Genomic DNA, 22804 nt, shown 5'->3' with positions numbered 1-22804 from the left:
CTCGAGGCATATGTCCTTTCCAAATCTCCCCACCAGCCTCGCCGAGGCGCTCGCCGCGCGTGGCTATACGGCCCTCACCCCCGTCCAGGCCGCCGTCACGCAAGACGAGGCCAAGGGCCGCGACCTGCTCGTCTCAGCGCAGACCGGTTCAGGCAAGACCGTCGCCTTCGGCCTCGCCATGGCCGACGAACTGATCGAGGACGGCGCGCTGCCCGCCCCTGGCCTGCCGCTTGCGCTCGTCATCGCACCGACGCGCGAGCTGGCGCTTCAGGTCGCCAAGGAGCTGGGCTGGCTCTACGCTTCGGCGCGGGCGCGCGTCGTCACCTGCGTCGGCGGGATGGATGCCGCGCGCGAGCGCCGCAACCTTTCCTATGGCGCGCATATCGTGGTCGGCACGCCCGGCCGGTTGCGCGACCATGTCGAGCGTGGCGCGCTCGACCTCAGCGAAGCCCGCGTCGCAGTGCTCGACGAAGCCGACGAGATGCTCGACATGGGTTTCCGCGAGGAATTGGAGGCGCTGCTCGACGCGACCCCGGCCGAGCGCCGCACGCTCCTCTTCTCCGCCACCATGCCCAAGCCGATCGTCGCGCTCGCCCGCCGCTATCAGCGTGACGCGCACCGCATCTCGACCGTGGGCGAGGATCGCGGGCATGGCGACATCAGCTATCAGGCGATCGCCGTCGCGCCCGCCGATATCGAGCATGCGGTGATCAACCTGCTGCGCTTCCACGAGGCGGAGACCGCGATCCTGTTCTGCGCGACGCGCGACAATGTCCGCCACCTCCATGCCGGCCTGACCGAGCGCGGGTTCGCAGCGGTGGCGCTGTCGGGCGAGCACAGCCAGAACGAGCGCAACGCCGCGCTTCAAGCGCTGCGCGATCGCCGTGCGCGCGTCTGCGTTGCGACCGACGTCGCCGCGCGCGGCATCGACCTGCCCACCGTGACGCTGGTCATCCATGTCGAGCTGCCGCGCGACGCCGAGACGCTTCAGCACCGATCAGGCCGCACCGGCCGCGCGGGCAAGAAGGGCACCGCCGTCCTCATCGTCCCCTATCCGCGCCGCCGCCGCGTCGAGATGACGCTAAAGCAGGCGAAGATCGCGGCGGAATGGCTGCCGGTGCCGGGCGTCGAGGATATCCGCGCCAAGGATCGCGAGCGGCTGATGACCAAGCTCACCGCGCCGGTCGAGATCGAGGACGATGATCGCGAGATCGCCGAGGCGCTGCTGGCGGAGAAGTCCCCGCTCGAGATCGCCGCCGCGCTGGTGCAGGCGCACCGCGCGTCGATGCCCGCGCCCGAGGAACTGATCGACCGCGCGCCCGCCGAACGCGGCGCGCCGGTCCATCGCCCGGGCTTCGAGGATATCGTGTGGTTCAGCATGAACATCGGCCGCCGCCAGAATGCCGATCCGCGCTGGATCCTGCCGCTGATCTGCCGCCGCGGGCACATCACCAAGTCCGAGATCGGCGCGATCCGCATCGGCGCTGGAGAGACCCGCTTCCAGATCCCGCGCAAGCTCGCCGATCGCTTCGCCAAGGAAGTCGCCAGGACCGCCGCGCAGGACGAGGACGGGGTGCTGATCCAGCTCGCCGACGGCCCGCCCCCGCCGGGGACGCGCGGCGACCATCAGCCGCGCCACCACAAGCCGCGCAACCACGACCGGCCGGTTCATCGCGCCCGCCCGGCTAAAGCGCATCGCGGCAAGCCGCCTAAGAAGTGAGCGCACTACGCATCCTGGTCGATGCCGATGCCTGTCCGGTGAAGGACGAGGTGTACAAGGTCGCGTGGCGGCGCGAGGTGCCGGTGACGATCGTCGCCAACGCCTTCATCCGCATCCCCGACCACCCGCTGATCGCGCGTGAAGTGGTGTCGGACGGGTTCGACGCCGCGGACGACTGGATCGCCGATCAGGCCGGGCCGAAAGCGGTGGTAGTGACCGCCGACATCCTGCTCGCCGACCGCTGCCTCAAGGCCGGGGCGACCGTGCTCTCGCCCTCCGGCAAGCCCTTCACCACCAGCTCGATCGGCGCGGCGATAGCGACCCGAGCGATCATGGCGGACCTGCGCGCGGGCGGCGACCAGATCGGCGGACCGCCGCCGTTCCGCAAGGAAGACCGCTCGCGCTTTCTCTCCGCGCTCGACGAGGCGCTGGTGCGGCTCGCGCGGTGAAACCAGCGCATACTCATAATGCATTCGCGCTCGTTACGGGTGCGTGATAGCTTCCGCTCTCCTTTCCCCGGGAGGCGCGCATGACCGAAGAGCGGATCACTCACCCCGATGGCACCAGCATCAACCTGCACAGCTGGCCCGCGAGCGGCACGCCCAAGGGCGTGGTCGTGCTCCAGCACGGTTTCAACGCGCATGGCGGGCATCTGAGCTGGGCGGCAGAGCAGCTCAATGCCGCAGGCTATGCCTGCTACGCGGTCGATCTGCGCGGGCGCGGCAAGTCGGACGGCGAGCGCTTCTACGTCGATGATTTCGACAAATATCTTTCGGACCTCCAGCTCGCATTCGACCGGGCGCGCAGCGAGCATCCCGGCCTGCCGGTCTTCCTGATCGGTCACAGCGCGGGCGGCGTGATCGCCACCAGCTATGCGCTGCGGAACCAGAGCGAGCTCAAGGGGCTGATCTGCCACAGCTTCGCCTTCCGCGTGCCCGCGCCGCGACTGATGCTCAACCTGCTGCAATGGCTCAGTGGGCCGTTCCCGCGGCTCAAGGTGCTCAAGCTCAAGAATGCGGATTTTTCGCGCGATCCGGCCTGGGTGGCGATGATGAATGCCGATCCGCTGATCCATGAGGAGAACCAGCCCGCCAAGACGGTCGGCGAGATGTGGAAGGCGGACAAGGTGCTGGAGGTCTCGTTCCCCAACATCACCCTCCCGGTGCTCATCATCCACGGGACCGAGGATCACGCCACCTTGCCCGCGGGCAGCCAGATGTTCTTCGACAATGCCGGATCGGCGGACAAGACGATCAAGCTCTACGAAGGCCATTTCCACGACCTGCTCGCTGACACCGGCAAGGAGGAGGTGCTGGCCGATATCCGGGGCTGGATCGACGCGCGGGTCTAAGAAAGCCCCTCCCCTTCAGGGGAGGGGTAGGGGGTGGGGCGTCTCAGTCTCACCGAGACCGGGCGCCAAGAGGAAAGGCCCCACCCCAACCCCTCCCCTGAAGGGGAGGGGTTTAACTCCGCAGCCTTGCGCCATTGACTGGAGGATGCGGCACGGCCAAATGCGCCGCGTCCCGCTGGTCGCCCTCGACCGGCTCCATGCGCCGCCTCTTTCGGGTTTCCGGCCTGCGCATGATGTTTCGAGCCCGCGACAGACTGGAAGTCTTATGGCGTGGGTCATTCTCGGCGTTGCCGTCGTTACCGAAATCATCTGGGCGCTGAGCCTCAAATGGGCCGCAGGCGCATCCAGCTGGCACGCATCGCTCGTTCCGGTGACGCTCAGCTTCATCAACATGGCGCTGCTTGGTCTGGCGATGCGCGACCTGCCGGCGGGCACCGCCTATGCGATCTGGACGGGACTCGGCGCGGTCGGCGTGATCCTGATGGGGATCATGCTGTTCGGCGACCGGGTGTCGCCGGTGCAGGCGGGATTCATGGCGCTGATTGTTATCGGAGTCGCGGGAACAAAAGCCTTCTCTCCGGCTTGAGCATCGGGGCCGGGGGTGGGTGACTTTCACGCGCGCGGCCTTTATCATTGGGCTTCGGTGAAAGGGATATGCTCTTGATGTTCGGACGATCGCGGTCGCATGGTGTTGCGGCGCTGCCCTTGTTTGGCCTTGCCCTCGGCGCGCCTGCGGTCGCGCAGCAGGTGAGCGCGCCGCCGCCCGCGACGACCACCATCCCCGCGCCCTCGCAGACCGCGCCGCAGCCGGCGCCGGTGCAGATCGCGCCGGTTCAGATCCCGCTGCCCACGCTCAATCCGGAGCAGGCGCAGCAGGTGCGCCGCCTGATCGTGCAGGGCCGGATCGCGCAGGGCCTGCGCTATTCGACCGCCGAGGCCGAGGTGCTGCCTGCCGACGATACCGGCCTCGTTCGCGCCGCGCTCGACTATGCCCGCGCGATCCATATCGGCCGGCTCGACACCGCCGATTTCCAGGAGGACTGGGCGCTGCGCCCCGCCGCCTGGGATCCGCTGCCGGGGTTTGCGAAGGCGGTGTCCGACAACCGTATTCCGCAATGGTTCGCCGGGCTGACGCCGCAGTACGAAGGCTATGACAACCTGCGCAAGGGCCTCGCCCGCTACCGCCGGATCGAGACCGCCGGGGGCTGGGGCACCATTCCGGCCGGCCCCGACCTGTCCGCCGGATCGAGCGGCGCGCGCGTCGCAGCGCTGCGCGCGCGGCTCGCGGTCGAGGACGGCGAGGTCGCGGGAAGCGGCGACAAGTTCGACGCCGCGCTCAAGGAAGCCGTGGTCCGCGCCCAGCGCCGCTACGGCCTTGCCCCCACCGGCACCGTCTCCACCGGCACGCTGGCCGCGCTCAACGTCCCCGTCTCCAGCCGCATCCGCCAGATCATGGCGAACATGGAGCGTTGGCGCTGGATGCCCAAGGAGATGCCGGTCGACCGCATCCAGGTGAACATCGCCGCCGCGCAGGTCGCGGTGTTCGAGGGCGACCGCCCGGTGATGTCGATGCGCGGCGTGACCGGCAAGCCCGGCGGCGGCGAGACGCCGATGCTCCAGTCGAGCATCCATTCGGTGGTGCTCAACCCGCCATGGAACGTCCCCGCCGGCATCGCCCAGCGCGAGCTGTTCCCCAAGGGTGCGGCGTATCTGGCGCGCAACGGGTTCAAGGTGATCGGCACCGGCGCCAACCGCCGGCTGCAGCAGCAACCGGCGCAGTCCGCGCTCGGCAAGTACAAGTTCGACTTCAACAACCCGTTCGCCGTGTATCTGCACGACACGCCGACCAAGGGCACCTTCTCGCGCTACGACCGGCTTGCCTCGCACGGCTGCATCCGGCTCGAGCGCCCGGCCGATCTCGCGCGGCTGCTGCTGGAGGGCAGCACGCAATGGACGCCCGAAGCGATCGACGGCGCGCTGGAGAAGGGCGAAACGGTGCGCGCCGCGCTGCCCAACCAGGTCGCGGTCTACCTGCTCTACTGGACCGCCTATGCCAGCAGCAGCGGCACGATGAACTTCCGCGGCGACCCCTATGGCTGGGACAAGACGCTCGCAACCAAGATCGAGAAGCGCTCCGCCGCCCAGGCGCTTGCCGCTCGCTGAACCTACGGATACGGAGAAACGAATGACCCGCCGCCTGCCCCTCCTTACCACCCTGCTCGCCGCCACCGCGCTCGCAGCCTGCTCGGGCGGTTCGGACGCGCCCGACGCGCCGGTGAACACGACGGACAACGAGGTCGAGGTGATCGACGAGGCGCCGGTGCAGAATGTCGTCGAGCCCGAGCCGACTCCCACCCCCTCGCCGACCCCTGCCCCGATCGTCGAGGACGATCTGACCAGCGAAGAGCAGGTGCAGGATGATGCCGATGCCGTGGGCATGACCGCACGCCTGCCGCGCGATCAGGGCGGGAACGAGACCGCCCCCGCCGAATGATGCTGCCCGTTCTGGTTAACGCAATCTGGCCAACCGGCATCTGATACGCTAGCGTCACGGCAATCGGTAGGAGCGGAGACGAGGTCCGCTCGGGGGAATTGACGTGACGTTGACGGTGGCGCTCGTTGTGCTGAGCGTGAGTGCATCGATCGGTTCAAACGGGCTGATCGCCGAAACGCGCGTTCCGCCGGGGCAGCATGATGCGGTCGTCGCCCGCACCGTGGGCGGCATGATCAGCTACACGCGCTGGCCGCAGCCGCGCGCCGTGGTCCGGCTCTGCGTCAGCGGCGCCACGGCCTATACCAAGGGCTTTGGCCGCATCGGCCAGAATGCCGGTCGGCAGATCTTCACGCAGACCGTGGCGCCGGGCGGCGCGACCGAGGGTTGCGACGTGCTGTATTTCGGCACCATGGCGGACGCGGACCGCCAGCGCATGCTGCGATCGATCCGCGACCAGCCGGTGCTCTCGATCGCCGAGGCGGATCCCAGCTGCCGCGGCGGGACGATCTTCTGCATGCGCGTGCTGCCGGACCGCGTCGGCTTTCAGCTCAGCATCGATGCGGTGTCGCGCAGCGCGGTGCGGATCGACCCGCGCGTGCTGCGGATCGCCCTGCCGGAACGAGGCGCGTGATGAGCGACGCCGCCCGCCTCCCTTCGCTGCGCCGCGTGCTGGCGCGGATGCACCTGCGCGTCACGCTGTTCGCGGTGGGATTGACGGGCCTTACCGTGCTGCTCGCCGGGTTCGCCGCGATCGGCGCCTATGCCGGGCAGAACCTGCATCTGATCGGCCGTTCGGCCGGCTACACCGCCGCGCCCTCGATCGTGTTCGACGATCCGGTCGCCGCGCGGCAAAGCATCGCACCGCTGCTTGAGCGCGGCGTGGCCGGAATCGCCCTGCTCAAGCCGGACGGCACCGTGCTCGCCACGGTCGAGCGGGAAGGCGAGGACAATTCGCTCGCGCGGTGGATCGCCGACCGGCTGTTCTTCGCGGCGCCGGTCGAGGAGCCGGTCATGCACCTCGGCACCCGCATCGGCACGGTGCGCGTGCAGGGCGAGGGCAGCGCGGTCGCAACCTATATCCGCGACGGAATCCTCGGCACGCTGGTCTGCCTGATCCTGACCGGGCTCGCCGCATGGCTGCTTTCACGGCGGCTGCGCGCCGATATCGTCGAGCCGCTCGATGCGATCGCCGCTGCCGCGCACAGCTTCCGCCGCGACGAAACGCTCGACGCGCGCGTGCCGTCGGCGGCGATCCGCGAGGTCGAGGCGCTGCGCACCGATTTCAACGCGTTGATCACCGAGCTGGCCGATTGGCGCCAGCACATGCGCCGCGAGAACGAGACGCTGAGCCACCGGGCGAGCCACGATGCGCTCACCGGACTGCCCAACCGCGCCCATTTCGAGCGCCGCGCCGCGGAGATGATGGCCGAGGCGCGCGCGGGCGAGGCGAGCTTCGTACTGCTCTATGCCGATGCCGACAGCTTCAAGCCGATCAACGATCGGCACGGCCATGCCGCAGGTGACCGCGTCCTGATCGAGACCGCGGCGCGCATCCGCAGCTGCCTGCGCGCGCGCGACGTCGCGGCGCGGCTGGGCGGCGACGAGTTCGCGATCCTGCTCGCCGCGCCGAGCGGCTCCGATGCCGCCGAGCGCGTGACCAGCGAGATCACCGCGCGCATGGCCGAGCCCGTCCGCCTGCCTTCGGGGGAGGCGGTGAGGATGACGCTGAGCATCGGCGGTGCGATCTATCCGGGGGATGGCCAGGATCTGGCCACGCTCATCAATCGGGCGGATGCGGCGATGTATGCCGCCAAGGGGAATCTTCGCGCCCGGCAACAGGGAGTTTGATCGTGATGTCGTCGTTCGTGCGTACCGCCCTGCCCCTCGCGCTCGCCGCGCTCTTCCTGAGCGGCTGCCAGATGTCGAAGGACAAGTCGCCCTGGACCCGCGCCCAGCGCGCGGTCTTCGTCTCCGAAGGCTTCGCCGAGACCGATCGCGGCTGGGAGTTCAGCATCAACGACCGCCTGCTGTTCGCGACCGACGAGAGCGTGGTGCTTCCCGAGCAGGCTGCGTCGATCCGCCGCATTTCCGGCCGGCTGCTCGGCGTCGGCATCCGCCACGCCGCGGTCGAGGGGCATGCCGACGGCTCAGGCGGCGCCGAGCACAACCAGCGACTCTCGGAGCGCCGCGCGGCAGCAGTGGCTGAGGTCCTGACCTCGAGCGGCTTTGCGCATGGCGATGTCACGACGACCGGCCTGGGCGATCGCTTCCCGGTCGAAAGCAACGCCACCGTCGAAGGCCGCCGCGAGAACCGCCGTGTCGTCATCCTGATCACCGCGCCCTGATCCGGCCAGAGTTGACTTTCACGCGCCAGCCGCTATTGGCGCGCCTTCGCTTGGCCGGTCCGTCCGGCCCTGCGTACCGTCCGAGACAGTGGGTGGCCGGGTTTGCCGGTCTTAATTTCCCGCCAAGACGGGGACAGAGATTTTACCGGGTCCTTCCGTGCGATGGAGTCCGGGTCAGCCAGCCGGAGCTATCCGTGCCCTGACGATCATGCCCCTCGGACGTGGGGGTTGGGCATCCGCTCTTCCCTCGGCGTAACCGGCTCCAACCATCTGGTTGGGGTTATTTTGAGGAGACCGGCATGGATCGTGCTCAGAAGACCGAAGCCGTTGCCGAGCTGAACCGCACCTTCAACGAGGTCGCCGTGGTGGTCGTCACCCGCAACCTCGGGATGACCGTCAAGCAGTCGACGGACCTCCGCAACAAGGCGCGCGAAGCCGGTGCGAGCTACAAGGTCGCGAAGAACCGCCTTGCCAAGATCGCGATCGAGGGCACCGACTATTCGGTGCTCGCGGACCTGCTCGTGGGTCCGACGGCGCTTTCCACTTCGACCGACCCGGTCGCCGCCGCCAAGGTGGTCGCCGAGTTCGCCAAGACGAACGACAAGATCGAGATCGTCGGCGGCGCGATGGGAAGCCAGCTGCTCGACGCGGAAGGCGTGAAGGCGCTCGCATCGCTGCCTTCGCTCGACGAACTGCGCGGCAAGATCGTCGGCCTGCTTCAGGCCCCGGCGTCGAAGCTCGCAGCCGTTACCCAGGCACCGGCGGCGCAGCTCGCCCGCGTGTTCAAGGCATATGCGGAGAAGGAAGCCGCCTGAGTGCGGCGTTCTTTCGACACACAACCACACCGTCACCCCAGCGAAAGCTGGGGGTCTCAAGAGACAGGAGATCCCAGCTTTCGCTGGGATGACGAACTGAGAAACGAAGGGAATATCAAATGGCTGACCTGAACAAGCTCGTCGACGCTCTCTCGGAGCTGACCGTCCTCGAAGCCGCTGAGCTCTCGAAGCTCCTCGAAGAGAAGTGGGGCGTCACCGCCGCCGCCCCTGTCGCCGTTGCCGCTGCTGGCGGCGCCGGCGCCGCTGCTCCGGCCGCGGAAGAGAAGACCGAGTTCGACGTGATCCTCACCGGCGACGGTGGCAAGAAGATCAACGTCATCAAGGAAGTCCGCGCGATCACCAACCTTGGCCTGACCGAGGCGAAGGCCCTGGTCGAGGGCGCGCCGAAGGCCGTCAAGGAAGGCGTGTCGAAGGACGAGGCCGAGAAGCTCAAGAAGCAGCTCGAGGAAGCCGGCGCGACCGTCGAGATCAAGTGAGGCCGAGCGCCGCAAGGCGCACAGGACTCATCCCCGGCGAAGGCCGGGATCTCGTGCGGCAGGCGTTAGCTTGCTAGTGAATGGGGCGGTCCGGCAACGGGCCGCCCTTTTCTGTTGGCGTGACGGTGCGCCCAGCCTAGGCAACAGGCCAATGACGAGCGCCGTAACCGATCCAGCCCTGTCACCCGCCAGCGTCGGACTGGGTGGGGATGGAGACGAAATCGCCGCTATCGACGAAGTTGAGGCCGAGTTCAGGGTAACGCTCGACTATGCCGACGCGCCGCAATGGCACACGGCGGGCGACGTGTTCCGCTCACTGCTGGTGCAGCTTCCACCCGAGCAGGCGAGCGATCCGGAGACGTGGCGCCGCTTCGTGCGGGCGCTGACCGACGTGACCGGGATCGATCCCCAGACAATCACACCGGACAGCCCGTTGATCGACCAGACTCAGATCTGGCGCGGTCTCAGCACGCTGTCGGCGGCGCTGTGGCTGTTGCTGGTCGGCATGGCGCTAGTGGTCGTGCTCGGCGCCTTGCTCCTCGCGCGCTAGGCTTTCGGCACGTAACGCTTCGCTGCCAGCCGCCCGAAGCCCTCGCCCGCCCGCTCGACCCAAAGCGGCCCCAGCCGGTCGCTGCCCGCCGCCGGCGCGGTGCCGACCATGAAGGCATCGCGCAGCGTGCGGATGCTGAGGCCTGCATACCATTTGAGCGACACCGGCACGATCGGCACGAACATCGGCTTGCCCTGCACGGTCACGACCTTCATCTGATCGCCGGGCAGGCTGACCTGCGCGTTCACCACATGAACCGTGCCGGGCGCGACGCTGAACGGCTCCGATCCCGCCGCGATCCGCGCGGCGCCGTGGAAGCTGGCGATCTGCGCATCCTGCTCCGCATTGGCACCCAGCAAGGCGAGCACCGCGCGAATATTGTCCGCAGGCTCGGCCCCGCGATTCTGGATGAACAGCTCCAGATCCAGCGTGACCATTCCATCGCGGATGGCCGCGCGCATCGGGCGTATCTCCGTCACCAGCGGCCCATCGGGTGGCGCGACCGGCGGCGAGACAGGCGCCACGGGTGCGGCCGGGGCCGCCGGAGGGGCGGGCCGGGCAGGCGTTGCAGGCGGCGCCTTGCGCGCGAGCGGCGGCGGACCGGGCGTGGGCGGCGCGACTGCAATCGCTTCGGGCTCGAATGCCTCTTCCTCCGCCTCGGCGCGGCGGCGGCGGCGAAGCGCGAATGCGGCAGCGCCCCCGGCGAGAAGCAGCACGCCCCCCAGCACGGGCCAGAGCCAGACGGGAGGCCCCTCCCCCGCATTCGGCGTCGGTGTCGCGGCGGCTTCGGGCACCGCCTGCGAGGGCGCAGGGATGCCCGAAGGCAGGGGCAGCGGCGAGGCGCCTGGCGGCGGGGTCGCACCTGCGATCGGCGCCGCAGCGGTTGCGGTGGGACTCGGTACGGCGGTGGGCGTCCGGACGCTCCGCGGGGACGGCGTGGCGACCGCCGACGGTGTCGGCGTGGGGATCGGGATCGGCTGGACGATCGGCACTGCGGCAGGCGTCGGGGTGGGTGTCGGCGTCGGGGCGGGCGTGGGCGTCTGGCCCGAGGGCGGGAGGTTGAAATCACCGACCGGCGGGGTGATGACGGTCGGCGCCGGGCGGTCCTGCGCAGCGGCAGGAGCGGCAAGAAGCATATAGGATAGCAGCGCGCCTGTCGCGCGAAGGGAAAACGCAGTCACGCGCCGCGCGTTAGCATGTTGCGCCTGAACCGGGGCACCAAAAAATGCGTGCAGCCCGACGCAAAACAGGCCCGTCCCACCGCGTACGGGCGATGGGACGGGCCATGTTGTGGCCGCTTCCGCGCCGCGTCAGACCTTGGCAGGCACGCTGTGGAGCCGCGCCTCGACATCGGCATACATCGCCGGATCGTCATGCAGCGCGATCGGCACCAGATGCTCGCCGCCATTGATGCGGCCGATGGTGAATGCGGCGGCCGTGCGCCCCTCGCTCCCATCGGGCAGGCGATAGCGGGCATCCGCCACCAGCACCGGGGTGAAGCCGTCGCCCCCCTCGTGCACCGCGGCATCGACCAGCTCGCGCGGCAGCGTCACGGCCGCGTTGAGTCGCGTGCCATCGCCCGGATCGATCCGCTCGGCCGGCACGACCTGCTCGACCGGCGGATGCATCAGCAATCGTTCGATCTCGGTCGATGCGGCCGCGCTCTCGCCCAGCATGAATGCGCCGATGCGGACATCCTCGGCTGGCACGCCGCCTGCATTGGCGACGGTCAGCTCGAATTCGACCATCGCGCCGCGACGGCTCATCCCGGCGCGAGTCGGGCGCATCGCCAACTCGAGCTTGGGGCGCGCGCCCTGCGGCTTCGCCCCGCCCAGCACGGCGCTGATATCCTCGGCATCGGGCGCAACCAGCTCTGCATTCTCGAGTGCGGGCTGCGGCTCCTCGCTATTCGCGCCGGCGGGCAGCGGGGCTTCGGGGCGCGCGATCTCCGGTTCGGGGCGCGGCGCCACGAAGATCGGCGCTGCGGCGATCGGGTCGCCGGCGCGCGGCTGCGGCGCCACGACCGGCTTCACCGGTTCGGCCTGGACCGCGACCGGCACGGCCGCATATTCCTCATACACCTCGTCCTCAGGGCGGCGGCGAAGCAGCAGGAAGGCGGCAATCGCGGCGGCGGCGAGACCCACCGCGGCGAGGATCAGCCACATCGTGCCGTTGCCCGACTCGGTAGCCGGTTCAGGCGCGATCGCGGTCTCGGCAGGCGGCGCCGTTTCCACTGGCGGCGGGGCGACTTCCGCGGTCGGCGAAGTCTGCGGCGCAGCCGCGACAGGTGCGGCTGGCTCAGGCGCGGTCACAGGGGCCGGCTCCGGTGCGGGCGCAGCAGCGGGACGCGCGGGCGCTTCAGCACGTGGCGCGGGCCGGGCGGCGCGCGGTTGCTGACGCGTTTCGGCTCGTTCGGCGCGGGCAGTGGCAGCGCGTTCGCGCGCCTCCGCCTCGGCCGCTTCGGCGACGCCCGGCGCGATCCGGGTCCGCGATTCGCCCGGTTGCGTCTGCGCTGCCGGAGCAGGCGCAGGCGCAGGCGCAGGAGCTGGTGCGGGTGCCTGCTGGCTGGGCACCAGCACGGGCGGCGGCGTCACCACCTCCTGCGCCAGCGCAGTTGCGGGAAGGGCGGCAGCCGCGAGAAGCACGGCGATCGCCCGGCGGTGCGCATGGCGCACAGGGTTGGTGTGTTGGGTCATAACGGGGGTTCAATGAATGGAACCCGCGATTCGCCGCGTCACCGGCTCACAATTGCGGCGAACCGTTGACTGCCATCGCCCAAATGAAAAACGGGAGCGGTGTCGTAGCGCCCCCGTTTCATTTCAGGCCGCTTCCTGAATATTCGTTCAGGGAACGGTCACGGTCTTGAACTCGATACCCTTCAACTCGGGAAGTTCCTGAAGCTGCGGCGTAACGACCTTCAAGTCTCCCACAACGACCAGCGTCAACTTGTCGAGTGGCAGGTTCTTCGCTGCGGCACTGATCTGCGCCGGGGTCACCGCGAGCGTGGCCGGGACATATTTGTCCATCCAGTCGCGCGGCAGCCCGAGCGAGTCGCGCGTCGCCAGTGACCCGACCAGCGCGCCCGGGGTCGAGTTCTGGATCACGAACAGGCCCGCCATATACTGGCGCATCCCCGCCGCTTCCTCGTCGCCCGGCGCGGCCGCCTGAAGCGTGCGGATCTCGTGGAACACTTCCTTGAGCGCCGGCCCTGTCACTGCGGTGGTCACGTCGGCGTTGAACGTCCACACCGCGTTGGAGGGGTAGAAGGCGAGGCTCGAGCCCGGCGAATAGGTATAGCCCTTCGCCTCACGGATGTTGCGCGTGATGCGCGAGCTGAACGCCCCGCCCAGCAGGGCGTTGGAGACGCGCATCGGGATATCCTCCGCCGTACCCGCACGCGGCGCGGGATAGGCGATGCTGAAGGTCGACTGCGGCGCGCCCGGCCGGTCGACCAGCAGCACCTGCGGCCCCGGCTTCGGGCTCGGCGGCAGCGACAGCCGCTCCGGCCCCGCGGCCCAGCCGCCGAACGCCTTCTCCACCGCCCCCTTCACCGCCGCCGCATCGAACTTGCCGGCGATATAAAGGTGCGAGCGCTTGGCCCCGAAGTTCGCGGCGTGCCACGCCTTGAGCTGCGCGGTGGTATAGGCGCCGAACTGCTGCGGCGTCGGCAGCACCCGGCCATAGGGATGGTCCGGGCCGTAATAGGCGCGCGTGATCGCCGCATTGGCGAGCGTGCCCGGCTGGCTCAGCGCCACCGCGAGGCGGCGGTTCCAGTTGGCCTTGACCCGCGCGAGTTCGCTATCGGGATAGCTCGGCCGCTGCGCGACGTCCGCAACCAGCGCGATCGCATCCGCGGCGCGCTCCGACAGCACGTTGAGCGTCACCGACGAGCTTTCGAGGCTCGCATTGGTGGCGAGTCCGCCGCCCATATCGGCCGCTTTCTGCGCGATCTGCGCAGCGGTCATCCCGGCCGCGCCTTCCTTGAGCATGTCCACTGCGAGCAGCGCCAGCCAAGTGTTCTCGCCTTCGTTGACGGAGCCGGCATAGGTCTGGAGCGACACCACCACCTTGGGCGCGACGCCATAGGGGACCAGCGTCACCTTCATCCCGTTGGCGAGCGCGAAGGTCTCCGACGCCGGAACCGTAAACGCCTTGGGCGCCGGGATCGGCGGCGGAGTGGTGGGAAGCTCCTGCGCCGCGACCGGGGCGGCGAGCAGCGTGGCAGCCATCAGGCTTGCGATCATGCGGCGCATCTTACTTGGCTCCCGCGGGCTTGGCAGGCGCAGCGGCGGGCGCCGCGCCGGGATCGATCACGTAGATCGAGCGGTTGGTGGGACGCAGATATTCCTGCGCGGTCTTCTGGATCAGTGCCGGCGTCACCTTGGCGAAGCCGTCCTCGATCCCGTTCACCTTCTTCGGATCATTGTCGAACAGCGCGTACACCGCGAGCAGGTCGATCAGGCCGATCCGCCCGGTGCCGTCGATCGTCGAATAGAGCGACGAGCGCATCTTGGTCCGCGCGCGCGCCAGCTCCTCGACGGAGACCGGCTTGGTGCGCAGATCCTCGATCACCGCGTCCACCGCGGTCTTGATCTCGTCGCGGCTGCGATTGGCGTCGTGCGTGAAGTTGAAGCTCCACAGCATCGGGCCCTGATAGTTGAACATCGTGCCCAGCGGGAAGTTGATGCCCCCGCCCACCTCGCCGGCGATGCCGGTCTCGGCCACCAGCTTGCGGTAGAGGCGGCTGTCCTGCCCCTTGACCAGAATCTGGTCGATCAGGCCCATCGCATACCATTCGGGCGTGCCACGCGCGGGAACGTGATAGCCCGCCGCCCAGCCCGGCTTGGGCGCGAGGCGGTCGACGCGGCTCTTGAACTTCTCCGCCGTCTGGCGCGGCTCGCTGATGTCGGGCAGCTTGACCGGCGCGGTCTTCGGCATCCAGCCGAAATACTTCTCCACCATCGCCCTGGTCGCCGCATAGTCGATGTCGCCGGCGACGACGAGCACGGCGTTGGACGGCTTGTAGAAGGCGTCGTGGAACTGGCTGGCATCGGCCACCGTCGCTGCCTCGATCTCCTTCAGCTCGCCGTAGAAATTGTGGCTGTTGTACCAATTGGTGTTGGCCAGCATCGGCAGGTCGATCCACGGCCAGGTCGAATAGGGCTGATTGAGGACGTTGACCTTGACCTCGTTGCCGACGACGCCCTGCTGGTTCTTCAGCACCTCGTCGTTGATCACCGGGCTCGCCATGCGGTCGGCCTCGAGCCACAGCATCCGTTCGAGCGCGTTCGAGGGCACCACCTCGAAATAGTTTGTGAAGTCATAGCGGGTCGATCCGTTGAGGATGCCGCCGGCGTTGCTGATCGTGCCGATATGCACGCCCTTGGGCGCGTTCTTCGATCCCTGGAACAGCAGATGCTCGAACAGGTGCGCGAAGCCGGTGCGCTCCTTCGGTTCGATGCGGAAGCCGATGCCGTAATAGACGCCGACCGTCACCGTGGGCGAGATCGAGTCCTTGGCCAGCACCACGCGCAGCCCGTTGGGCAGCGTGTAATATTGCATGTCGACCGACAGCTTCTGCGGCGCCTGGCGCGCAACCGCGGGCGTCGCCGCCAGCCCGAGCGGCAGCGCCGCCCCGGCGAGCGCAAGCGCCGCCACCCATCGTTTCATCTTCATGTTGATCCCCTGTACGACTGACTGTGTTACGATATCAGCACAGCACGTCACGTAAAGGGGCTAGATGCCGCCGGGCACCACCTCGTACCCCGCCGCGGCAAGCTGTGCGCCCAGTTCGGCGGCACAGGCTTCGACCAGCGCGGCGTCGGTCGCGCGGACCACGAAATTGGCGCCGGTCCGCCCGTCGCGGAAAAATGGGTAGCTGCCGATCGCGACCCCCTCATACGCCTTCTCCGTCGCACCGAGCAGATCGGCGATCTCGCTCTCCGCCGCCCAGCTGCCGATCGTCGCGCTCACCACCGGCCGGCCGCCCTCCAGCGTGCCGGTCAGCGCATCGAGCATCCCGGCGGTGATATGCGGCACGCCCGCCAGGATGAACAGGTTGCCGACGCGAATGCCCGGCGCCCCCGACATGCGGTTGGGAATCAGCTCCGCCCCTTGCGGCACCCGCGCCATGCGCAACCGCGCCTCGGTCAGCCCGCCGCGCGTCTCGTAATAGCGCGCCATCATCGCGCGCGCGCCTTCATGGATCACCACCGGCACGCCCAGCGCCGCGGCGATCGCATCGACCGTGATGTCGTCATGCGTCGGCCCGATCCCGCCGGTGGTGAAGCAATAGTCATAGCCGGTGCGGATTGCGTTCACCGCATCGACGATCCGCGCCTGCACATCGGGCACGATCCGCACCTCGGCCAGCCGGATGCCCTGGACATTGAGCCAGGTCGCGATCTGCGCGACATTCTTGTCCTGCGTGCGTCCGGAGAGGATCTCGTCCCCGATCACCACCAGCCCCGCGGTCCAGATACGCTCGCTCATGCCCCGGCCATAGCGTGCCGCAGTGCCCTCGCAAAGCGGGCGCGTTTCGCCTATATCGCGCCGATGACCGAATATGTTGCCGTAACCGCCGACACCAATTTCGCCCGCGACGGGTCGATCAAGCTCTATGGCCCCGACGGGTTCGCCGGCATGCGCGCCGCCGGCCGCCTCGCCGCCGAGATCCTCGACGCGCTGGTGCCGCATGTCGTGCCCGGCGTGACCACGCAGGAGCTGGACGATATCGTCCGCAAGATGACGATCGACGGCGGCGCGGTGCCGGCGACGCTCGGCTATCGCGGCTATACGCACAGCTGCTGCATCAGCATCAACCATGTCGTCTGCCACGGCATCCCGGGGCCGAAGACGCTGAAGGACGGTGATATCGTCAATATCGACGTGACGCCGCTGCTCGACGGCTGGCATGGCGACACCAGCCGCATGTACCTGGTCGGCGATGTGCCGTTGAAGGCGAAGCGCCTGGTCGATGTCACCTATGAGTGCCTGATGCTCGGCATCGAGATGGCCAGGCCCGGCAACACGATGGGCGATATCGGCCATGCCATCCAGAAATATGCCGAGAAGCACCGCTATGGCGTGGTCCGCGACTTCTGCGGCCATGGCCTCGGCCGCGTCTTCCACGATGCGCCCGAGGTGGTCCATGTCGGCCGCCCCGGCACCGGCCCGGAGCTTCGCCCCGGCATGTTCTTCACGATCGAGCCGATGATCAACATCGGCCGTCCCGACGTGAAGCTGCTCGACGACGGCTGGACCGCGGTGACGCGCGATCGCTCGCTCTCCGCGCAGTTCGAGCATTCGATCGGCATTACCGAAGACGGGTGCGAGATCTTCACGCAGAGCCAGCGCGGCCTGCACCAGCCGCCTTACCTCTGATGGCAGAGGGCAAGTTCGAGCGGCATCGCCAGCCCTGGCGGCCGGACGAGGTGCAGAAGCTGCACACGCTCGCCAAGAAGGGCATGGCGCTGAAGGCGATCGCCAAGGCGCTGACCCGCAGCGAGGAATCGGTCAAGGACCGCGCCAAGGCCGATGGGCTGCCGATCGCGAAGCTGCGTTAGTTGCCACCTCCGTTCGTGCTGAGCTTGTCGAAGCACTGTCTTTCTTCAACGGGCTCGTAGAAGAACAGCCCTTCGACAGGCTCAGGGCGAACGGTGGGAAGTCTGACCTCCAACTACGACGCCATCATTCTCGGCGCGGGCGCCGCAGGCCTGATGTGCGCCCTCACAGCCGGCCAGCGCGGCCGACGCGTCCTGCTGATCGATCATGCCGACAGGCCAGGGAAGAAGATCCTGATCTCGGGCGGCGGGCGGTGCAATTTCACCAATCTCGGCATAGCGCCCGACCGCTATCTGTCCGCCAATCCGCACTTCGCCAAGTCGGCGCTGCGCCGCTACACCCAGCATGACTTCATCGCCCTGGTCGACCGGCATGGCATCGCCTGGCACGAGAAGACGCTCGGCCAGCTCTTCTGCGACGGCAGCGCGAAGCAGATCGTCGCGATGCTGCTCGCCGAATGCGAGGCGGGCGGGGTCGCGATCGCATTGGGCCACGCGGTCCGAGACGTCAGCCATGCCGATGGCCAGTATCGAGTGATGGTCGGCGAACGTGAGGCCACCGCCCCTGCCCTGGTCATCGCCACCGGCGGCCCCTCGATCCCCAGGATGGGCGCGACCGGCTTCGCCTATGATCTCGCCCGCAAATTCGGCCTCAAGGTGATCGAGCCGCGCCCCGCGCTCGTCCCGCTGACGCTGGGCGGGGACGAGGTGCTGTTCCGCGATCTCTCCGGCGTCGCCGCGCCAGTCGAGGCGCGCGCGGGCAAGGCCAAGTTCCGCGAGGCGGCGCTGTTCACGCATCGCGGCCTGTCAGGCCCCGCGATCCTCCAGATCAGCTCCTACTGGCGCCATGGCGATCCGGTCGAGATCGATTTCCTGCCCTGGCGCGGCAGCGGCTGGCTGCTTGAAGCCAAGCGCGCCCACCCCCGCACGGCGCTACGCAAGCTGCTCGGCGACGCCCTGCCCAACCGCCTGGCCGACACGCTCGCCGATCAGCTGTCGCTCGATACCGAGCTCGCCAACACCGCCGACAGGAAGCTGGCCGAAGCCGAGCGCCGCCTCGCCGCCTGGCGCTTCCACCCCAACGGGACCGAGGGATACGCCAAGGCCGAGGTCACGATCGGGGGCATCAGCACCGCAGGCCTGTCCTCCCAGACGATGGAAGCGCGCGACGTCCCCGGCCTCTATGCGATCGGCGAAGGCGTGGACGTCACCGGCTGGCTCGGCGGCTACAACTTCCAATGGGCCTGGGCGAGCGGCTGGGCGGCGGGGATGGCGATTTAGTCGACATCCCGTTCGTGCTGAGCTTGTCGAAGCACTGTTCTTCTTCAATCCGGGCGAAGAAGGCAGCCCTTCGACAAGCTCAGGGCGAACGGTAGAGACTTAATGCATGGCGCATCACTTCTGCGCCGCAATCCAGTCGTCGACCTTCTTCTCCAGCACCGGCATCGGCAGCGCACCGGTATCGAGCACCACGGCGTGGAAGGCGCGCGGATCGAACTTGTCGCCCAGCGCCGCCTTGGCCTTGGCCTTCGCCTTGAGGATGGTCAGCTGACCGACCTTGTAGGCCAGCGCCTGCCCCGGCATCGCGATGTAGCGCTCGACCTCGGCGATCGCGTCGGTCTTCGGCATCGGCGAGTTGGCGAGCATGTAATCGATCGCCTGCTCGCGGCTCCAGCCCTTGGCGTGGAGACCGCTGTCGACCACCAGCCGCATCGCGCGCAGCATCTCGTCGCTCAGGCCGCCCATCCGCTGGTACGGCTCCACCGCGACACCAAGTTCATCGTGCAGCGTCTCGGCATAGAGCGCCCAGCCCTCGACGAACGCGGTGTTGCCGCCGAAGCGCATGAAGGCGGGGAGCTTGTCGTTCTCCTGCGCCAGGCTGATCTGGAAATGATGCCCCGGCACCGCCTCGTGCAGGTACAGCGTCTCCATGCCCCAGGTGTAGCGCACGGGCAGATCGTGCGTATTGTAGAAGAACACGCCGGGCCGTGAGCCGTCGGGCGTGCCCTGGACATAGCTGCCCGCCGCGTCACCCTCGGCGCGATAATCGGGCACTGGCCGGATCTCGAGCGGGGTCCTGGGGATCAGCGAGAATTGCTCGCGCACGCGCGCATCGACCCGCTTGCCGATCGCCTCATAGCCTTCGCGCAGTGCGTCGGCGCTCTTGGGCTGGAAGCGCATGTCGGTGCGCAGGAAAGTGAAGAATTCGGGCAAGGTGCCGGTGAAGCCGACGGCCTTCTTCTGCGCTTCCATCTCGGCGAGGATGCGCTTGACCTCGGACAGGCCCAGATTGTGGACGTAATCCGCGGTCAGCGGCAGCGTCGTATTGCTCTCGATCGCGTAATTGTACACCGCCGCGCCGCCCGGCAGGGCCGATGTCCCCACCGTATCGCGCGCGGCCGGAAGATACTCGTTCGCCAGGAAGTCGCGCATCTTCCGGTGCGCGGGGATCAGCACGTCCTTCACCTGCGCCGCATAGGCCGCGCGCAGCCGCGCCTGATCGGCTTCGCTCACCTCCTCGGGGAATTTCTTCACCGGCGCGTAGAACACCGAGTCCTCCACGCCCTGCGCGATCAGCTTGTCGAACTGGCCGATCATGTTGCGCACCACCAGCTTGGGCTGAACGATCTTGCGCTTCATGCCCTCGCGGAACAGACCGATGACCCGATCATAGGTGGCGGCATATTCGACGTTGCGCTTGAGGTTGTTGTCATAGTCCGCGACCGTCTTGAACGGCGCCGCCCCCTGCCCCGACGCGAAGTCGGGGTAGAAGGTCTGGAACCCGGTGAAATGGTCGATCGGCAGATATCTGGCCACGCCCAGGATTTCCGGCCGGAAGCCCTTGAGCGCCCGCTCCTGATCGGCCCTGAACACGTCATAGGCGATTTGATTGACCCGGCTCAGCTTCGCCCGGTCGATCCGCTTGAGCGCGGCGAGATCCGCCTCGCTCGCCGCCTTCTCCGCCGCGGTGAAGGCGTCCGTATAGTAATTGCCGAGGCGGCCGGCGTAACGCAGGTCGCCGCGGAAGATCGCCTGCAGCGGCTGGCGCTTGAGCAGCGCCTCGTCGCTGGCGTGGAACAGCGCCTTGAGCTTCGCGTCCTCCGCGCTCTCGCCGGGTTGGGCGGCGGGCGCCTGTTGCGCGATCGCGGGAGCGGAAGGAACGGCACTGCCGGCAAGCAAGCCGGCGAGCATCAGGCGGACGTAACGCATATGAGGAAATCCCCGGACAGGTGTGATAGCCAACCGCTACACCTGCCCATCTCGCCCGGCAAGGCTGCCCCGCAATCGCGCAGAATTCGGCGGCAACTGCTCAATTGTTAGGCAGCGGTTAACGCCCCAACTGCGCCGCACCGCAGAATCCCATGGGGCTGGCGCGACCGGGATTCTGGCACGCCTCGTGCAACCCGCGCGGCAAGGGGCGTCTCCGCTTGATCCGTTTCCGTGCCTCCGCCAAGCATCGGCGCGGGAATCAAGCGAAGCCGGGGCAAGCCCCGCTTGAAACGAAGGAATGACAGGCCGTGAAAAAGATCGAAGCCATCATCAAGCCGTTCAAGCTGGATGAGGTGAAGGAGGCGCTGCACGAAGTGGGGGTGTCCGGGATCACCGTGACCGAGGCCAAGGGCTTCGGTCGCCAGAAGGGCCATACCGAGCTCTATCGCGGCGCTGAGTACGTCGTCGACTTCCTGCCGAAGGTGAAGCTGGAGGTCGTGGTCGAGGATGCGCTGACCGACCGCGTGGTCGAGGCGATCGCCGCGGCCGCGCAGACCGGCCGCATCGGCGACGGCAAGATCTTCGTCACCGCGATCGAGACCGCGCTGCGCATCCGCACCGGGGAGCGCGACGACAACGCGATTTGATTTGGACGGTTTGACGCACCGCAAAAATTTCACGACACACCGCTGCAACGCAACATGATTCTCCGGCACCCGCCGGTTCCGACAAGCGAGAGAAAGGGCTTGGTTCCAATGGCTAATACCGCCGCCGACATTCTGAAGATGGTCAAGGATCAGGAGATCGAATGGATCGACCTGCGGTTCACCGACCCCAAGGGCAAGTGGCAGCATTTGACCATGGTCGCCGGCGTGATCGGCGAGGACGAGCTGACCGACGGCCTGATGTTCGACGGTTCGTCGATCGAGGGCTGGAAGGCGATCAACGAGTCGGACATGATCCTGAAGCCCGATCTCGACGCCGTGTGGGTCGACCCGTTCTCGGCTACCCCGATGCTGATCCTGGTGTGCGACATCGTCGAGCCCTCGACCGGCGAGCTCTATGCCCGCGACCCGCGCTCGACCGCCAAGCGCTCGGAAGCCTATCTCCAGTCGCTCGGCATCGGCGACACCGTTTATGTCGGCCCCGAGGCCGAGTTCTTCATGTTCGACGACGTCCGCTTCGAGAACACCTATTCCTCGAGCTACTACCAGCTCGACGATATCGAGCTGCCGGGCAACTCGTCCAAGGAATATGAGAGCGGCAACATGGGCCACCGCCCGCGCGCCAAGGGCGGTTACTTCCCGGTCGCGCCGGTCGACAGCGCCGTCGACATCCGCGGCGAGATGGTCTCGACCATGCTCGAAATGGGCCTGCCCTGCGACAAGCACCACCACGAGGTCGCCGCCGCGCAGCACGAGCTCGGCCTGACCTTCGGCACGCTGGTGCAGACCGCCGACCGCATGCAGATCTACAAATATGTCGTGCATCAGGTCGCCCATGCCTATGGCAAGACCGCGACCTTCATGCCCAAGCCGATCAAGGAAGATAACGGCTCGGGCATGCACACCCACATCTCGATCTGGGATCAGGGCAAGCCGCTGTTCGCGGGCAACGGCTATGCCGGCCTTTCCGAGATGTGCCTCTACTTCATCGGCGGCGTGATCAAGCACGCCAAGGCATTGAACGCCTTCACCAACCCGTCGACCAACAGCTACAAGCGGCTGGTCCCGGGTTATGAGGCGCCGGTGCTGCTCGCCTATTCGTCGCGCAACCGCTCGGCCTCGTGCCGCATCCCGTATGGCGCGGGCAGCAAGGCGAAGCGCGTCGAGTTCCGCTTCCCCGACGCGCTGGCCAACCCGTATCTCTGCTATGCGGCGCTGCTGATGGCCGGCCTCGACGGCATCCAGAACAAGATCCATCCGGGCGACCCGATGGACAAGAACCTCTACGACCTGCCGCCCGAAGAGCTGGCCGAAGTGCCGACCGTGTGCGGCTCGCTCCGCGAGGCGCTCGACAGCCTGGAGGCCGATATGGACTTCCTGCTCAAGGGCGACGTGTTCTCGAAGGACCAGATCGAGGCGTATGTCGAGATCAAGCGCAACGAGGTCGCGCGCTGGGAAATGACCCCCAGCCCCGTCGAGTTCGACATGTACTATTCGTCGTAAGGCGAACCGGTTCCCAAGCGCCGCCTCCGGGGGGAAGCGGCGCCGGACAGCGAGACGCCCGGGCCGAAAGGCCCGGGCGTTTTCGTTCTCGC

General features: G+C 67.9%; 23 protein-coding genes. 17 read left to right on the top strand and 6 right to left on the bottom strand.

The features are described from left to right. The first annotated feature begins 10 nt into the window (after positions 1-10). The 12 genes from VGD28_RS08480 to VGD28_RS08425 all read left to right on the top strand — a co-directional run bounded on the left by VGD28_RS08480 (position 11) and on the right by VGD28_RS08425 (position 9772). Positions 11-1720 carry a DEAD/DEAH box helicase gene (locus tag VGD28_RS08480; RefSeq protein ID WP_331027901.1) on the top strand — a complete coding sequence of 570 codons (1710 nt, stop codon included), beginning with the start codon at positions 11-13 and terminating at the stop codon, positions 1718-1720. Then, on the top strand, positions 1717-2169 hold the full coding sequence (locus VGD28_RS08475; protein ID WP_331027900.1) for a YaiI/YqxD family protein: 453 nt from the start codon (positions 1717-1719) through the stop codon (positions 2167-2169). Before VGD28_RS08480 ends, VGD28_RS08475 begins: the two co-directional genes overlap by 4 nt. Positions 2170-2249: 80 nt before the next feature. Then, complete coding sequence (locus tag VGD28_RS08470; RefSeq protein WP_331027899.1) at positions 2250-3071, top strand: lysophospholipase; 822 nt, start codon at positions 2250-2252, stop codon at positions 3069-3071. Between the two features lie 265 nt (positions 3072-3336). Beyond that, on the top strand, positions 3337-3657 hold the full coding sequence (locus tag VGD28_RS08465; RefSeq protein WP_331027898.1) for a multidrug efflux SMR transporter: 321 nt from the start codon (positions 3337-3339) through the stop codon (positions 3655-3657). A 77-nt stretch (positions 3658-3734) separates the two neighbouring features. Further along, positions 3735-5234 (top strand): L,D-transpeptidase family protein, encoded by a 1500-nt coding sequence (locus VGD28_RS08460; RefSeq protein ID WP_331027897.1) that lies wholly within the window; start codon positions 3735-3737, stop codon positions 5232-5234. A gap of 22 nt (positions 5235-5256) precedes the next feature. Beyond that, positions 5257-5565 carry a hypothetical protein gene (locus VGD28_RS08455; RefSeq protein ID WP_331027896.1) on the top strand — a complete coding sequence of 103 codons (309 nt, stop codon included), beginning with the start codon at positions 5257-5259 and terminating at the stop codon, positions 5563-5565. A gap of 136 nt (positions 5566-5701) precedes the next feature. Then, positions 5702-6196, top strand: coding sequence for a YfiR family protein (locus VGD28_RS08450; protein WP_331027895.1), 495 nt, complete (start codon positions 5702-5704; stop codon positions 6194-6196). Next, complete coding sequence (locus VGD28_RS08445; protein ID WP_331027894.1) at positions 6196-7413, top strand: diguanylate cyclase domain-containing protein; 1218 nt, start codon at positions 6196-6198, stop codon at positions 7411-7413. The genes VGD28_RS08450 and VGD28_RS08445 overlap by 1 nt, the downstream gene beginning before the upstream one ends. Positions 7414-7418: 5 nt before the next feature. After that, positions 7419-7910 (top strand): OmpA family protein, encoded by a 492-nt coding sequence (locus tag VGD28_RS08440; protein ID WP_331027933.1) that lies wholly within the window; start codon positions 7419-7421, stop codon positions 7908-7910. Positions 7911-8209: 299 nt separating this feature from the next. Then, positions 8210-8725: a 50S ribosomal protein L10 gene (gene rplJ, locus VGD28_RS08435; RefSeq protein ID WP_331027893.1), complete on the top strand. Its 516-nt coding sequence runs from the start codon at positions 8210-8212 to the stop codon at positions 8723-8725. 119 nt (positions 8726-8844) lie between these two features. Beyond that, entirely contained in the window at positions 8845-9222 is a 378-nt protein-coding gene (gene rplL / locus VGD28_RS08430) for a 50S ribosomal protein L7/L12 (RefSeq protein WP_331027892.1), read from the top strand. A 151-nt stretch (positions 9223-9373) separates the two neighbouring features. After that, positions 9374-9772: a hypothetical protein gene (locus tag VGD28_RS08425; protein WP_331027891.1), complete on the top strand. Its 399-nt coding sequence runs from the start codon at positions 9374-9376 to the stop codon at positions 9770-9772. Here the strand turns inward: VGD28_RS08425 and VGD28_RS08420 are convergent. From VGD28_RS08420 to VGD28_RS08400, 5 genes are all read right to left on the bottom strand, one after another. Next, entirely contained in the window at positions 9769-10908 is a 1140-nt protein-coding gene (locus VGD28_RS08420) for a hypothetical protein (RefSeq protein ID WP_331027890.1), read from the bottom strand. The genes VGD28_RS08425 and VGD28_RS08420 overlap by 4 nt on opposite strands. Positions 10909-11082: 174 nt before the next feature. After that, positions 11083-12468, bottom strand: coding sequence for a hypothetical protein (locus tag VGD28_RS08415; protein ID WP_331027889.1), 1386 nt, complete (start codon positions 12466-12468; stop codon positions 11083-11085). A gap of 147 nt (positions 12469-12615) precedes the next feature. Then, positions 12616-14016, bottom strand: a complete 1401-nt coding sequence (locus VGD28_RS08410) for a pitrilysin family protein (RefSeq protein ID WP_331027888.1) — start codon at positions 14014-14016, stop codon at positions 12616-12618. Positions 14017-14026: 10 nt separating this feature from the next. Next, positions 14027-15448 (bottom strand): pitrilysin family protein, encoded by a 1422-nt coding sequence (locus VGD28_RS08405; protein ID WP_331027887.1) that lies wholly within the window; start codon positions 15446-15448, stop codon positions 14027-14029. A 60-nt stretch (positions 15449-15508) separates the two neighbouring features. Continuing rightward, entirely contained in the window at positions 15509-16264 is a 756-nt protein-coding gene (locus tag VGD28_RS08400) for a competence/damage-inducible protein A (protein WP_331027886.1), read from the bottom strand. A gap of 63 nt (positions 16265-16327) precedes the next feature. Here VGD28_RS08400 and map point away from each other — a divergent pair, with 63 nt between their 5' ends. The 3 genes from map to VGD28_RS08385 all read left to right on the top strand — a co-directional run bounded on the left by map (position 16328) and on the right by VGD28_RS08385 (position 18615). Continuing rightward, entirely contained in the window at positions 16328-17155 is an 828-nt protein-coding gene (gene map, locus VGD28_RS08395) for a type I methionyl aminopeptidase (RefSeq protein WP_331027885.1), read from the top strand. Next, on the top strand, positions 17155-17337 hold the full coding sequence (locus VGD28_RS08390) for a hypothetical protein (RefSeq protein ID WP_331027884.1): 183 nt from the start codon (positions 17155-17157) through the stop codon (positions 17335-17337). Before map ends, VGD28_RS08390 begins: the two co-directional genes overlap by 1 nt. 153 nt (positions 17338-17490) lie before the next feature. Next, positions 17491-18615 carry an NAD(P)/FAD-dependent oxidoreductase gene (locus VGD28_RS08385; protein ID WP_414714480.1) on the top strand — a complete coding sequence of 375 codons (1125 nt, stop codon included), beginning with the start codon at positions 17491-17493 and terminating at the stop codon, positions 18613-18615. A 114-nt stretch (positions 18616-18729) separates the two neighbouring features. Here the strand turns inward: VGD28_RS08385 and VGD28_RS08380 are convergent, their stop codons facing one another. After that, positions 18730-20544, bottom strand: a complete 1815-nt coding sequence (locus VGD28_RS08380; RefSeq protein WP_331027883.1) for a DUF885 domain-containing protein — start codon at positions 20542-20544, stop codon at positions 18730-18732. Between the two features lie 308 nt (positions 20545-20852). Here VGD28_RS08380 and VGD28_RS08375 point away from each other — a divergent pair, with 308 nt between their 5' ends. Further along, on the top strand, positions 20853-21191 hold the full coding sequence (locus VGD28_RS08375) for a P-II family nitrogen regulator (RefSeq protein ID WP_066576824.1): 339 nt from the start codon (positions 20853-20855) through the stop codon (positions 21189-21191). Between the two features lie 108 nt (positions 21192-21299). After that, positions 21300-22712 (top strand): type I glutamate--ammonia ligase, encoded by a 1413-nt coding sequence (glnA, locus tag VGD28_RS08370; RefSeq protein ID WP_331027882.1) that lies wholly within the window; start codon positions 21300-21302, stop codon positions 22710-22712. The last annotated feature ends 92 nt before the right edge of the window (positions 22713-22804 follow it).

It is taken from the genome of Sphingomonas sp., from assembly GCF_036402235.1.
Taxonomy (GTDB): domain Bacteria; phylum Pseudomonadota; class Alphaproteobacteria; order Sphingomonadales; family Sphingomonadaceae; genus Sphingomonas.
This window is presented reverse-complemented; position numbering and strand designations above follow the sequence as displayed.

Bases quoted from the DNA above. Each gene is read 5' to 3' on its own strand.
- VGD28_RS08420 (WP_331027890.1), bottom strand. From the start codon at position 10,908: ATGCTTCTTGCCGCTCCTGCCGCTGCGCAGGACCGCCCGGCGCCGACC.
- glnA (WP_331027882.1), top strand. From the start codon at position 21,300: ATGGCTAATACCGCCGCCGACATTCTGAAGATGGTCAAGGATCAGGAG.
- rplJ (WP_331027893.1), top strand. From the start codon at position 8,210: ATGGATCGTGCTCAGAAGACCGAAGCCGTTGCCGAGCTGAACCGCACC.
- VGD28_RS08465 (WP_331027898.1), top strand. From the start codon at position 3,337: ATGGCGTGGGTCATTCTCGGCGTTGCCGTCGTTACCGAAATCATCTGG.
- VGD28_RS08410 (WP_331027888.1), bottom strand. From the start codon at position 14,016: ATGATCGCAAGCCTGATGGCTGCCACGCTGCTCGCCGCCCCGGTCGCG.
- map (WP_331027885.1), top strand. From the start codon at position 16,328: ATGACCGAATATGTTGCCGTAACCGCCGACACCAATTTCGCCCGCGAC.
- VGD28_RS08385 (WP_414714480.1), top strand. From the start codon at position 17,491: ATGTGCGCCCTCACAGCCGGCCAGCGCGGCCGACGCGTCCTGCTGATC.
- VGD28_RS08380 (WP_331027883.1), bottom strand. From the start codon at position 20,544: ATGCGTTACGTCCGCCTGATGCTCGCCGGCTTGCTTGCCGGCAGTGCC.
- VGD28_RS08460 (WP_331027897.1), top strand. From the start codon at position 3,735: ATGTTCGGACGATCGCGGTCGCATGGTGTTGCGGCGCTGCCCTTGTTT.
- VGD28_RS08470 (WP_331027899.1), top strand. From the start codon at position 2,250: ATGACCGAAGAGCGGATCACTCACCCCGATGGCACCAGCATCAACCTG.
- VGD28_RS08445 (WP_331027894.1), top strand. From the start codon at position 6,196: ATGAGCGACGCCGCCCGCCTCCCTTCGCTGCGCCGCGTGCTGGCGCGG.
- VGD28_RS08480 (WP_331027901.1), top strand. From the start codon at position 11: ATGTCCTTTCCAAATCTCCCCACCAGCCTCGCCGAGGCGCTCGCCGCG.
- VGD28_RS08390 (WP_331027884.1), top strand. From the start codon at position 17,155: ATGGCAGAGGGCAAGTTCGAGCGGCATCGCCAGCCCTGGCGGCCGGAC.
- VGD28_RS08415 (WP_331027889.1), bottom strand. From the start codon at position 12,468: ATGACCCAACACACCAACCCTGTGCGCCATGCGCACCGCCGGGCGATC.
- rplL (WP_331027892.1), top strand. From the start codon at position 8,845: ATGGCTGACCTGAACAAGCTCGTCGACGCTCTCTCGGAGCTGACCGTC.
- VGD28_RS08425 (WP_331027891.1), top strand. From the start codon at position 9,374: ATGACGAGCGCCGTAACCGATCCAGCCCTGTCACCCGCCAGCGTCGGA.
- VGD28_RS08405 (WP_331027887.1), bottom strand. From the start codon at position 15,448: ATGAAGATGAAACGATGGGTGGCGGCGCTTGCGCTCGCCGGGGCGGCG.
- VGD28_RS08455 (WP_331027896.1), top strand. From the start codon at position 5,257: ATGACCCGCCGCCTGCCCCTCCTTACCACCCTGCTCGCCGCCACCGCG.
- VGD28_RS08400 (WP_331027886.1), bottom strand. From the start codon at position 16,264: ATGAGCGAGCGTATCTGGACCGCGGGGCTGGTGGTGATCGGGGACGAG.
- VGD28_RS08440 (WP_331027933.1), top strand. From the start codon at position 7,419: ATGTCGTCGTTCGTGCGTACCGCCCTGCCCCTCGCGCTCGCCGCGCTC.